This window comes from Litoribrevibacter euphylliae (genome assembly GCF_042646085.1).
Lineage (GTDB): Bacteria > Pseudomonadota > Gammaproteobacteria > Pseudomonadales > Litoribrevibacteraceae > Litoribrevibacter > Litoribrevibacter euphylliae.
The window spans coordinates 401401-414932 of record NZ_JBHRSZ010000001.1 but is presented as its reverse complement, the minus strand read 5'-3'; the positions used below and the strand labels follow the sequence as shown (position 1 = coordinate 414932).

The following is a 13532-nucleotide window of genomic DNA, read 5'->3' as shown; positions in this document are numbered from 1 at the left end:
GCCAGTGTATTTTCGCCGGTGTCAGTATCGGTAATGGTGACTGTACCGGTCGCCGTGGCATCGCCGTCTTCCACAACATTGGTGTCTGTCGCTGTCACGGTGATATTGGCCGCATCGTTCGAACCGGTAATGGTGACGGTCTGAGATTTGGTGGTGCCATCGTCCGAGGTGAACACGATGGTATCGGTTAAAGTCTCGCCTTCGCCCAACGCTTGAACCGCGGCGTTACCGTTATCCAGTGTGTAGGTCCAGTTGCCGGACGCATCCACAGACACCGTTCCGTAAGTGGCGGTGCTGCTGGCCAGTGAACCTTCACCAGCGTCTTCATCAAAAATTGTTATTGTGCCTGACGCTGTTGGCTCCGTATCCTCTACAACATTAGTGTCAGCCGCAGTTACTGTAATCTCAGCAGCATCATTGACCGCTTCATTGATGGTAAGGTTGATGACTTTAGTGGCTGGTTCGCCGCCGTTTGGATCGGTCGCAGTGATGGTGAAGCTGTAATCCCCGGGTACTGACACAGATCCAGTAATGGTGCCGTCGGCATTCAAGGTCAAGCCGTTTGGTAAGTCAGAACCCGCTTCCAGAGCATAATCCAGTGCGTCTTGGTCTTCGTCGCTGAACTCGGCCGCGGCATTGATGGTAATCGCTGCGTCTTCGTCGGCGGTTTCGTTGAGGTCACCCGCTGTCGCCAAGGTCTCATCGTTGACCGCTTCATTGACGGTCAGGTTGATCACTTTAGTGGCTGGCGCACCGCCGTTTGGATCGGTCGCGGTAATGGTGAAGCTGTAGTCGCCCGGTACTGACACAGACCCGGTGATGGTGCCATCGGCGTTCAAGGTCAAGCCGTTTGGTAAGGCAGAACCTGCTTCTAGGGCATAATTCAGTGCGTCTTGATCTTCGTCGCTGAACTCGGCCGCGGCATTGATGGTAATCGCTGCGTCTTCGTCGACCGTTTCATTGAGGTCACCCGCCGTCGCCAAGGTCTCATCGTTGACCGCTTCTACTACGGTAAGCGATACCGTGGTCTCTACACTATTACCACTCTCATCTGTACCAACGATAACAAATTGGTAATCACCAGGAACATCGGGTGTACCAACTAGCTGGCCTTGCTCATTAATCTCTAACCCGTTTGGTAGAGTTTCACCGTCTTGAAGGCTGACCGTTACGTCTTCACCATCAGCTTCAGTAAAGAGTTCAGTCAGATCGAAATCACTGATGCTACCTTCGTTGATGTTACCAAGATCATTTGTATCTTCTGCACGCGGAGCATCATCAACCGGCGTAACATTGATGTTGATGACTTGTGTTGTTTGGCTACCTTGAGAATCTGTTACTTGGATAGCAATAGAATCAGAACCGTTGAAATCAGCATTTGGCGTGTAAGTGAACTGACCATTGGCATCAAGAGAGATCACACCATTGCTTGGTTCAGTAATAAGATCAAAGGTTACCGCACCACCGTCAGGGTCTTCCGCCGTAAATTGACCTGCGAAAACAGTATCTTCAGAAACAGAAAATTGATTTGGAGAAGAGATGGTCGGATCGGCAGTTAATTCAAGCTCTGAAGAAATTCCTCGAGTATCCAAGCCTTCATTCTGTTCAGAACTACCAAAACCTAATGCTGTATCATTAAAGTCCGAGCTGTACTCAAAATCATAATCATGTGTTAACACCACAGGCACTGACTTAAAGCCAGTTCCCGCTTCACCACCGGCGGCGGTCGCATCCAGTTGTGATAAATCGAAATCAGGGTTTTCAAGAATTTTTCGCTGAAGTAATTCAGCTTTGGCTAATTCGTCTTCAATCGCGTAATTTGAGAGATCAAGCAGGTCTTGATCGAGAATAGCTTCACTGCTTCGGCCCATGGTAAAGCTTTCACCATTTTCCAAGCCAATCATCACTTGGCTGTCTGCACCTTGGGTAATAATACGCTCACCCAGATACACCGCATCGCCGAGATTCAGTTGACGTTCATTCCCAGACGCATCAACCGCAATAACAGTACCAACAAGAAAAGTAACATTTCCAATCACTTGTGCCATTTTGATCTCTCTTATAGTTCTCCAATTGAGAGCTAAAATACCAGAACATCACAAGTTAGCTATTGTACCAAAGTACATGATTTCAGCCGTTTAAGTTACAGAATGTTAACAGCTGAAATCGAGTGTCTTCCTTGACCTTTATGGAGCCTCTTCCTCGTCATTGCCCTCGCCTTCTTTCGGCATTAACGACAGACTATCAAGAGAGTAAGAGGGCTCCGCTGGTTTTTTCTCTTCTTGAGGTTTGGCTTGTGTTGGCTCGGGCTTCACTTCAGCCTGAGGCTTAGGTTTCTCTGGTTCGCTTGGTGCATCTTCACCCAACTGAATTTTAAGTCGTAAATTATTACGAGAATCGGCATTTTTGAGCGCTTCTTCTTCTGAAATCTTGCCGTCTTTAAACAACTTAAATAGTGCAGAATCAAAGGTCTGCATTCCTATATTTTCTGACTTCAGCATCACTTCTTTAATCGCAGACACATCCCCTTTCTTTATCAAGTCTGCAACTCGAGGGGTATTCAATAAGATTTCAATGGCAGCGGCTCGCTTACCGTCCATAGTAGGAATCAGACGTTGAGAGACAATAGCTTGTAAATTCAACGACAGATCGAGAAAAAGTTGCTTATGACGCTCTTCGGGGAAAAAGTTTACGATACGATCAATGGCCTGGTTCGCGTTGTTTGCATGTAACGTCGACAAACATAGATGCCCGGTTTCAGCGAACTCTAACGCATGTTCCATGGTTTCCTGAGTTCGAATCTCACCAATCAAGATAACATCTGGCGCCTGTCGAAGTGTGTTCACCAAGGCATCTTCATAACAGTTGGTATCCATCCCCACTTCGCGTTGATTGACGATTGATTTTTTATGGCGATGGACAAATTCCACCGGATCTTCAATGGTGATGATGTGACCGGCGGTATTGGTGTTTCGGTAATCGATCAATGACGCCAAAGACGTTGACTTACCAGACCCCGTTCCCCCTACGAATAAAATCAAGCCGCGCTTTTGCATGATTAGTTTAGGCAGAATTTCTGGAAGCCCTAAATCGATGAAGCTTGGGATATCTGTCTTGATAGTTCGAATGACCATGGACAGTTCGTTACGCTGCTTAAAAACATTTACTCGAAAGCGACCAACCCCCGGCTCTGAAATTGCTAAGTTCGCTTCAGGCTTTGTCTCAAACTCCCGTTTTTGTTCGTCATCCATTAGGCTGAATGCAATTTTCTTTACTGCCCCTTGTGGCAACGGCTCTTTCGACATAGGGACGAGTTTGCCATAGATTTTTGCACTGATGGGAGCGCCGGTAGACAGATACAAGTCGGAGCCATCTTTCTCCACCATGAGCCGCAAATAGTCATTAAAGTCCACAGAGATATCCTTTTACTTAAACGTGTTAACTGCCACAAAAGTATAGTCGGATATGGGAAACTTGAACGAAACGAGCCGGCCGTTTTTCAGAAAAAAGAAAAGCGTCACATTTGTAACGTTTCAGAGAAAAAACAGACAGAATTACCCTAGAAAGTCATTGAGTTTAATGCCATAAACATCGGGATCGACGGGTTTAATGATATTGAATTCTTTCTTTTTGGAAAGGTCGATCAGTTCAATATTCACATAGCGTTTGTATTGAGCGTTGTAGATCACCTTAACCAATGGCCGTTTCTGGTCTTCGTTAACCTCTTCGACCACCGCCAAACGCTGGTTATCTAATTCCACCAAAGAGCCCACAGGATAAATCCCCATTGCCCGAATAAAAATATGCAAGATTTCTTTGTCCAGGTGAGTCCCTGTCCACTCCAACATACGCTTTAAGGCAACGGTTGGCGGCATGCCCTTGTGGTAGCAACGGTCTGCAGTAATAGCATCATAAACATCCACCACTGCAGCCATCTTTCCTTCCAGGCTGATAGAGTTTTGATCCAGTTTCGCAGGATAGCCAGTACCATCCAAACGCTCGTGATGCTGATAAGCCACATTAATGCTGGCTTGTGGTAAACCACCGGATTTCACCAAAATATCACGACTGAAGGTTGAGTGTTTTTTCATTAACTCGAACTCTTCTTCGGTCAAACGGCCAGGCTTATGAAGTACTTCATCAGGAATCAAAATTTTCCCGATGTCATGTAACAACGCACCCAAGACATACTCGAACAAGGTTTGTCGATCCAACTTCATAGCTTTACCAAGAATCGACATCAGAACACCCACATTGACTGAGTGTTCAAGCAGATAAGAATCTTTTTCGCGAATACGGCTCAGACAAGCCAAGGCATTTTGATTTCGGCCAACAGAGTCGATGAAATCATTAGCGACATGTTTAAACTCATCAACCTCTACCTGATCTCCCTTAAGCGCTTTTTGCATGGCATTTTTGATCAAGCCTTTGGCTTTGGAGTGTGCTGTCTTGGCCTTTTTTAGTTCATCTGTTTTGGAAACGGACTTCTCAATTGCAGGTTTTTCTTTTGCGTAGGCCTGGAGTTGTTTTTCACCTTCCAGTTCAATATCTGCAGCAGAAACACCTGCATCCACATCCAACCCACGTTCAGTGTCAATGAACAGTTCTTTGATGCCTTTGGCTTTAATTAACTCGACCGTTTTTAAATCCGGTACTCGGCCTTCTTTTTGATACTGAGAACCAACGTCCTGATCCCAATGGAAACCAGTGACATACATTCCTGCTACAAGTAGATCAATAGGTATTTTTTTGATCATAAAAGCTCATCAACAACGACAGATTGCTATTAAATAAAGTTAAAACCCGGCTAGGAAACGGAATTATTTTCTACTTTTTCTACACAATTTCGATTATTAAAGCGTTTTATTTTATATCCAATTGTTTCAGCTGCTTAAGTAAGAATCGCCATTGCTTTTCAGTGCTTTCAGTCTGCCCTTCAAAAGCCACATCGGATCGACGGCCATAACACAGCTCTTCATAGGTTTGAGACAACCATTTTATTTTAGGTTCATGCTCAGGATGATGCTCAGCAAGCATCTGAAAAAGCTGGCGCGGCGTCATCTTATCCACTGTAGAAACAGACGCTTCTCCAGAATTAGGATAGTCGGAATTTTTCTTTTCTGCTTTGCTCAATGATCTAATCAGTAAGGATTCAAAACGTTGTTTGTTGGTTCGATGATGTGTGAGTTGCTTTATTAACCGATACCCACCCCAAATCAGAAAGGGTAGCAACAAAGCCGCAAGCACCATTGAGGCAATAACTAACCACGCGTAACGCCCCCATTGACCCACAAGATCTGCCAAAATCCCCGTCTGCTTTTTAACATCAAAACCCACGACCCTCAGTGACCATTGATAATTAATGTTATCCACCAACTGTCGTATGGAATCCATAATCGCCAGCCCTTGATAGCGATGCGGAGACAACAAAGAATCTTCCAAAAACGAGCCTTCTTCTCGCATGGCTTCCGCTAAACCCAATTCAATGCGATCAGGCGCAATAACAGACGTTGGGTCAACCACCGTCCAACCTTTCTCCGGCACCCATATTTCGGTCCAGGCATGCGCATCGTATTGTCGAACGCTCAAATAGCGAGCGTTGGCATTCCATTCCCCACCGAGATAACCCGCCACAACTCGTGCAGGAATCCCCGCATAACGTGCCATCAAGGCCAATGCTCCAGCGTAGTGGCCACAAAAACCTTGCCGTGTTTCGAATAAAAACTCATCGTTTGCTTTTTCTCCCAGTAAGGGAGGTTTCAGCGTGTATCTGAATTGATTATCAACAAAATAGGTCAACACTTTATCCACAAACCCTGAAACACTTTTGGTTTCCTCCCAGAAGGCTTGCGCCAAAGCACGGGTTTTAGGATTCTCATTCTCAGGAAGTTGCAGTTCACGCCCTCCCCGCCAACGCGCCAATTGAGGTTCCCGAATAACATTCGTAGGTAACTGGCTACTGTATCTCAGTGCTTGCCGAACGGATTTATCGTATTGCAACATAAAGTCTTGGGTCAGCCCGACATGAGGCTGTTCAGGATAGGCGCCATCAAGACTAAACAACCAAGGCTGATGAGTCGGTTCCAGAATCACTTCATACGGATAAAACGGCCCTTCAACCGTTAAGTTTTCCTGCCAATACGACTTAGGTTCACCGTACCAGTCGATGAGCTCTCCCGAGTAATCCACAGCCGACGCTCGCTTCCAACCTCGACCATCACTCTTATCCAAAATCAAAGCACGCCAGTACAAGCCGGTTGGTGGAATAGGCAAATCACGCTCAAAGCGCGCTCGAAATACCAGCTCATCGGATTGAGTTAACTTGGCAATGTCACCGGGGCTCATGTTGTCTGATAACCCAGTCTTGGCTCCGCCCCCTAAATCGAGAGACCACAGTGGTGCCATTCTTGGAAAGAACACAAAGAAAATAACCATGAGAGGAATCGCTGATAACCAATACAGAGAACTCTGCCGAAGCAATGTCACAGTACTTCGCTCTTTCAGACTGTGCATCGCCACTAAAGCACACGTAATGATGATACAAACCAATAACACGACAAACGCTATGGCAATAGATGTTTCAAACAAGAAGTTGATGGCGACTACTAAAAACGAGAGGAACAAGGAGATGTAAGCATCTCGCTGGGTGTGTAATTCAATCAGCTTTAAACCATAGGCCAACAACAGAAAACTTACGGCCGCCATCACCGACAGCTTCTCGAAACTTAATACCAGAATGATTAAGCCCGCTGTTGCCAACATCACTTTAATGGAACTGTTAGGCAACCGCCAACGACCACGAATGATTTGCAACCGCCAAACCGTACACAAGCCCAGTAAGGCCATTAACCCGATAGGCATCCTGGGCAGATGCAGCGCCAAACTTAAAAACTGCGCCAACAACATCCAACGTAAAGCCGATACAGTGAGTGCTTGATCCAGCGCTGCTTTCATACCCTTGACCCCGCCGCTGATTCCATAACGGATTCAGAATCTGTCTGTCCTGAAGCTCCGTACAAAGCCAAAGCTCTTAAGCATTGAAATTGATGCTGCTCACCGCTGTTGGGCTGAATCTGGATATTAGGTAAGGATAATCCAAAATGTTGGTTTCTTTCTGTCCACCTAATGACCCAACCCGCCAAAGCGGATAAGCGTTTCTCTATATCTATGCCCTGGAAGTCATCAAAGCGCAACCAATGGTTACTAACCGGCGGAGTAACAAAGGACTTGGTAACTAACTCCTCCGTCTTAGCGTAACGCTTCCAATCTACTTTCTTGAGTGAATCCCCTTGGATGTAAGGTGTTAAACCGTCGAAATCACTGCCCGACTGTTTAGAACTATGAACAAAGCTTGTGGCTTCATCATCGCCGGAATCCCCCTCACTGGTGATAGTAGGCACCACATCAAACAGCGGTTTAGGAAAACCCAACACCGGATGATCCAACTGGATCACAGACCAGGCGGTCAGAATCCCCATAGGGTAACGAGTGAAAACTTCCAACCGTGGCGTTTTATTCCAACCTCGATGACGAATCCGGTAATTGAGCATCAAAGATTCGGTCTGGCCTGCATCCAAGTCCACGCCATGGCTGCTTTTATCTTCAGGTTCTTCCACCCGCCAACGAAGTTGAACGTTAAAATGCGCATTTCTATCGAGTGGTTTTATGTTCTGATTGACATGAACAATCTCATCGACAAAACCTGCAACTTCATCGGTGGCAATAACTTCGAGAGACGCTAAATTCTTCCAGGTGTGCCAAATCAAGATGGCAAAGACACTGCCAAGCCAGAAACAGGCACCAAATACCAAACTGTTTTGGTAATTAATGGCAGTGAGTAAAGTGACAAATAACACCGAGATTAATAACCAACCCGGCTTGGAAGGAAAAATATAAATATTACGATTGCTCAGACGGACTTTATCGGCAACCGGAGAACGACGAGCTAACCATGCATCAAACCACTGTCTAAATCGCTGCACTTATCTAACCCCGATCACAATTTGTCTGACCCTATTTATTTGACCGATATTTTTTGATCATACAGGTATAATTATATTCGTACGATCAAACGCTATTCGACCAAAGAGCTTAATCTATGGAGTCCCTCAGCTCTTAACATCGTCCATAGTATTTACTAAATGGCGGCCACTTGATCTTTCATTAATGAAGACGCTGACGCCTGAGAAGACACACTGGACACCGCCACACGATGATCCACCACCGCAGACAATACCGCTTGAACGTCATCAGGAATAACATAATTCCGGCCTTCTACTAACGCCCACGCTTGAGAACTGCGAAGCAAAGAAAGTGCGCCGCGCGGTGATAAGCCAACGGCGGTTTCCGACGAGTCCCGAGAAAAAGTAACCAATCGCTGAATGTAATCCAACAAAGCTTCGGACACCTTCACTTGAGACACGAGAGATTGCAACTGACTGAACTCGTCCGAAGTAATCACTGAATCTAAATTTTTTACCATGGTGCGTCGATTGATGCCTTTCAACAATTCTCTCTCCGCTTCGGCCGGTGGATAGCCTAACGTGACACGCATCAGAAAACGATCCAATTGAGATTCCGGCAGCGGATACGTGCCTGCTTGGTCCATCGGGTTCTGTGTAGCAATAACAAAGAAAGGATCAGGTAAGGCGTATGAAGTTCCTTCAACACTGACCTGATACTCTTCCATCGCTTCAAGCAAGGCACTCTGAGTTTTAGGACTGGCCCGATTGATTTCATCCGCTAAGACCACCTGTGAAAAAATCGGCCCCTTATGAAACTCAAAGGTATTCTGATCTTTATTAAAAATCGTGATACCCAGAACATCGGAAGGCAATAAATCGCTGGTAAATTGCACCCGGTTGTAACTCAATCCGAGTGCATTAGCGAGCGCATGAGATAGCGTTGTTTTCCCCATGCCGGGCAAGTCTTCAATTAAGAGATGACCCTTCGCGATAAGACACGACAAAGCGAGCTTTAGCTGGAGCTCTTTGCCTAAAATCACCTGATTTACTTGGTTTAAAACCAGATCGATTTTACTTACTAGGTTCTGCACTTCCATCCACTCCTACCTTATCGCTTAGGACATCAAACTCTTAATTAAATTGTACTCTGAGTAAACTTAAAGACGGTTAAGAGCATCAAGATTCGAGTGCAGTTAAGCCTCTCAATAAATCGGCTTTAATGTCGTCAATGTTCTCTAGCCCAACGGATAGGCGAATTAACCCTGGGGCAATCCCCGCTTTCACTTTATCTTCATCGGAGAGTCGACCATGAGTCGTCGTCGCCGGATGAGTAATAGTCGTTTTAGTGTCCCCTAAGTTCGCTGTGATGGATAACATTCTGGTGTTATCGATCAATGCCCAAGCTGCGTCTTGCCCACCTACAACTTCAAAGGAAAGCACGCCTCCGAAGCCTTTCTGTTGTATACGAGCCAATTCATGTTGTGGATGACTTTCCAAACCGCCGTAATGAACTTTCGCAACCTTGGGCTGAGCTTCAAGCCATTGAGCTAACTCCAACGCCGACTCACAATGAGCTTTCATACGAATGGATAAAGTTTCCAAGCCCTTAAGGAACACCCACGCATTGAACGGGCTCATGGTGGTGCCAGCAGAACGAAGGAAACCGTACACTTCATTCATTTCTGTTTCTCGTCCCGCGACCACGCCACCGACACATCGGCCTTGCCCATCCAAGTATTTAGTCGCCGAATGAATGACTATGTCTGCACCCAACTTCAACGGCTGTTGTAAAACAGGGGTACAGAAACAGTTATCCACAACCAATAAGGCATCATTGGCGTGGGCAAGTTCAGCCAAGCCCGAAATGTTTGCAACTTCACCTAAAGGGTTCGAAGGCGTTTCCATAAACAGAATCTTGGTTTCTGGACGAATCGCGGCTTTCCAACTCTTAATATCCGTTAGATCAACAAAGCTGGTCTCAATTCCAAACTTCTTGAAATACTTGTCGAATAACACATTGGTGGTGCCGAAGACTGAACGAGAACACACCACATGATCACCGCTTTTTAATAGCGCCGCCCCGGTGCTTAGAATTGCAGCCATGCCTGACGAAGTCGCCACGGCTTTTTCAGCACCTTCCATTGCCGCCAAACGCTCTTCAAATATCGCAACCGTCGGGTTCGTGAATCGAGAGTAAATATTTCCAGGCTCATCGCCACCAAAACGTGCCGCAGCTTCTGCCGCGCTGTTGAACACATAACTCGAGGTGGTGAAAATAGGCTCGCTATGTTCAGATTCAGGCGTACGATGCTGGCCACCACGAACGGCATACGTTTCTAATTGCGCCTCTGATAAATCAGATTGAATACGAGAACGCTCTGTCATAATTCTTTCCTTTCACCAATTGCCTAAGACACAGGCTAAAACTATAAAATTAGTTTCTATTGTACGCAAAGACCACTGCCAGAAAACAAGAAAACGAAATAGATCCAACAGTTGTCCATAAAAAAGCCGAACCCAAGGTTCGGCTTGATAAAAAGTGCCTCTGGGCTCTAACTTAATTAATCTCGTTATGAATCCCCATCGTAGCGTCGTCTGCACCGCCAGCTTCTTCCTCTTCGCTGTCGTCAGACACATCCACTACGATGTTAGACTTCTTATTTTTCGCTGCATCATTACGTGCTTGCTCTAGCTCAGCCAAGTACTCTGGTGTTACATCACCCGTAATATACTCACCGTTGAACACGGCGCAGTCGAAGCTTTCGATACTGTCATTCACACCCTTCGACGCTTCGATCAAATCATCTAGATCCTGATAAATTAAGCGGTCAGAACCAATAAGTTCATTAATTTCTTCGACAGAACGATCATGCGCTATCAATTCAGTGGCCGACGGCATATCAATACCATACACGTTTGGATAGCAAACCTGCGGTGCCGCTGATGCCATGTAAACCTTATTTGCACCCACTTCACGAGCCATTTCAATGATCTGACGACTGGTTGTCCCACGTACGATGGAGTCATCAACTAACAGAACATTCTTACCAGCAAACTCAATTTCAACAGGATTTAACTTCTGACGAACCGATTTCTTACGCTGATTCTGGCCCGGCATGATGAAGGTACGGCCGATATAGCGGTTCTTCATAAAGCCTTCGCGGTACTTAACGCCTAAGCGATTAGCCAATTGCAACGCAGAGGTACGACTGGTGTCTGGAATTGGAATCACTACATCAATGTCGTGATCCGGCCATTCACGCTTAATTTTCTCTGCTAAGAACTCACCCATTTTTAAACGGGTTTTATAAACAGAGTTGCCGTCCATCACACTGTCTGGACGAGCAAAGTACACGTATTCAAAAATACATGGACGCAACTTAGGGTTCTCTGCACATTGCATGGTGTGAAGCTGACCATCTTCAGTGATAAAGATAGCTTCACCTGGGGCAATGTCGCGCTCAAGCGTAAAGCCCAATGAAGACAACGCTACACTTTCAGACGCGATCATGTACTCAACACCTTCTGGCGTTTCACGCTTACCAAACACCACTGGACGAATACCGTTCGGATCACGGAAGCCAAGTACACCTTGGCCAGCAATCATAGCAACAACCGCATACCCGCCACGACAGCGTTTATGAACACCTTTTACCGCTTCAAAGATATCTTCTGCCGAAGGCGTTTGCTTACCTTGTCTTTGCAATTCATGAGCAAATACATTCAATAGTACTTCAGAGTCGGAAGTGGTATTGATGTGGCGCAAATCGGTTTCATAGAGCTTTTGACCAATCTCTTTTGAGTTAGTCAAATTACCATTATGCGCAAGGGTAATTCCGTAAGGTGAGTTTACATAGAAAGGTTGAGCTTCGGCCGAAGACGACGATCCCGCCGTTGGGTAACGTACGTGACCAATGCCCATTTTTCCAATCAATCGGTGCATGTGACGAGTGCGGAACACATCTCTCACCAGACCATTATTTTTACGAAGGTGGAACCGACCATTATGGCTGGTTACAATCCCCGCGGCATCCTGCCCCCTGTGTTGAAGAACAGTTAATGCATCATATAGAGTCTGATTAACGTTCGTGAAAGAAACGACGCCAGCAATGCCGCACATGGAGTACTACCTCATTAAGCCTATATATTAATTTTCTACCTGAATGACTTCTTCAGAGCCATCCTGAAATGCCTCATCAGGCAAAGGAATTGAATCCGGAACTTCTGACATGGCATCGCCCGCCTGCTGCAACACTTCACCAGCTACTGACGGATCAACCAAGCCACTCATATCTACTTCAGAGAGTTGCTCTGATAACAGTTTAGTCGTTTCTTTGGTCCACTCTTCCACTTGAGCAAAGTGCGGTACGATCACCGAAGATTGCCATGCTGGTGAGTCTGAGAATGCGGTTAGACTCATGAGCCCAATACCGACGACTATCACCAATGCACCACGCACCACTCCGAATGCCACACCTAAAAAGCGATCCATTAAGCTTAGACCAACGGCATGAACGAACTGACTGATAATGAAATTTATCAAAGAACCAACAATGAGTGAGCCAACAAAAAGCACAAAAAAAGCCAGCACAAGTGCCGACTTTCCGTTGTTCGCAAAATCACTCAAATAATGAGAGAAATCGTACGCATAAATTCGCGCGATAAGAAGTGCTGCAATCCATGTCACCAGTGACATCAACTCTTTAACAAAGCCTCGTTTAAGACTCACCAAAGCTGAAACGGCAATCACACTAATAATAACGATGTCTAACCAGTTCATAAGCACTTCCTTTCTACAGGGTTGCGAATTCTATCAAAGCAATGGTCATCACAAAACCTTAAATAACGCATTCGATCAAAATCAAACCATTAAGGTCTGTATGGCTTAATGATGCCATCACTCAGCTTGAGCTTCTTAGCAATCTGTTTCTTCACAACCAACAACCTTTGCTTGCTCAGTTCAGGGCCAACAAACACTTGGTATTTAGTCTCTCCAGATGAATCCTTCAATAAACGACTGTAGGTATTAAAACCGGCCTTGGTCAGTTTCTCACGTAACGCATATGCGTTTTTAGATTGACTGAACGTCGCCAGCTGCAACGTCCAAGCGGGTTTATTTTCTGCCAACATTGGTGCTTTTCGAGGAAGTGGCTGCGCAACGCTTTCAGCCGTTGAATCGACATCAGAGCCAGCCTTCTTCTCTGCAGGTTTTGGTGTCTTAGCTGCTTGTTGTTTCTTCTCTGCTAACAAGCGTTGTTGAGCTTCGCGAACAGAGGCTTCATCAAAACCAGTGCCTTTTGGCGCAGGAGGTTGCAATATAGGAGGTGCCGGAACATCCGGGCGATCCGGGATTTCAATAATGGAATTGGTCTGTACCCGACCACTGCCATCCAACACTTCAGGACCAAATAACGCTAACAGCACGAAGGTAACCACTGCCCCCAACAAGCGATATTTAATCAATTCTGGCGAATCAGCATCAGCACTTTTAGCCTTGTCTGTTCCTTGAGTCGAAGAAGCGCCTTTAGCGGCCTCCTTCTTGATTCCTTTGCTGTCTTCTTTCATAAG

The 13532-nt window shown here is 45.9% G+C and carries 10 protein-coding genes; all 10 read right to left on the bottom strand.

Annotation, left to right across the window (positions count from 1 at the left end):
- Positions 1 to 2048, bottom strand: a 2048-nt coding sequence (locus tag ACFOEK_RS01770) for a retention module-containing protein (RefSeq protein ID WP_386715249.1), incomplete at its 3' end; no start/stop codon positions are given.
- Positions 2049 to 2186: 138 nt separating this feature from the next.
- Positions 2187 to 3413: a PilT/PilU family type 4a pilus ATPase gene (locus ACFOEK_RS01765; RefSeq protein ID WP_386715246.1), complete on the bottom strand. Its 1227-nt coding sequence runs from the start codon at positions 3411 to 3413 to the stop codon at positions 2187 to 2189.
- Between the two features lie 141 nt (positions 3414 to 3554).
- Positions 3555 to 4757, bottom strand: coding sequence for an HD-GYP domain-containing protein (locus ACFOEK_RS01760; RefSeq protein ID WP_386715243.1), 1203 nt, complete (start codon positions 4755 to 4757; stop codon positions 3555 to 3557).
- A 106-nt stretch (positions 4758 to 4863) separates the two neighbouring features.
- Positions 4864 to 6954: a transglutaminase family protein gene (locus ACFOEK_RS01755; RefSeq protein WP_386715240.1), complete on the bottom strand. Its 2091-nt coding sequence runs from the start codon at positions 6952 to 6954 to the stop codon at positions 4864 to 4866.
- Positions 6951 to 7982, bottom strand: a complete 1032-nt coding sequence (locus ACFOEK_RS01750; RefSeq protein WP_386715238.1) for a DUF58 domain-containing protein — start codon at positions 7980 to 7982, stop codon at positions 6951 to 6953. The genes ACFOEK_RS01755 and ACFOEK_RS01750 overlap by 4 nt, the downstream gene beginning before the upstream one ends.
- 155 nt (positions 7983 to 8137) lie before the next feature.
- Positions 8138 to 9061, bottom strand: a complete 924-nt coding sequence (locus tag ACFOEK_RS01745; protein ID WP_386715235.1) for an AAA family ATPase — start codon at positions 9059 to 9061, stop codon at positions 8138 to 8140.
- A 79-nt stretch (positions 9062 to 9140) separates the two neighbouring features.
- A complete protein-coding gene (locus tag ACFOEK_RS01740; RefSeq protein ID WP_386715232.1) occupies positions 9141 to 10349 on the bottom strand; it encodes an O-succinylhomoserine sulfhydrylase in 1209 nt (402 codons plus the stop codon).
- Positions 10350 to 10521: 172 nt separating this feature from the next.
- Positions 10522 to 12084, bottom strand: coding sequence for an amidophosphoribosyltransferase (gene purF / locus ACFOEK_RS01735; RefSeq protein ID WP_386715229.1), 1563 nt, complete (start codon positions 12082 to 12084; stop codon positions 10522 to 10524).
- 27 nt (positions 12085 to 12111) lie between these two features.
- Positions 12112 to 12744, bottom strand: a complete 633-nt coding sequence (locus tag ACFOEK_RS01730) for a CvpA family protein (protein WP_386715226.1) — start codon at positions 12742 to 12744, stop codon at positions 12112 to 12114.
- 89 nt (positions 12745 to 12833) lie between these two features.
- A complete protein-coding gene (locus tag ACFOEK_RS01725) occupies positions 12834 to 13529 on the bottom strand; it encodes an SPOR domain-containing protein (RefSeq protein ID WP_386715223.1) in 696 nt (231 codons plus the stop codon).
- Positions 13530 to 13532: the final 3 nt, after the last annotated feature.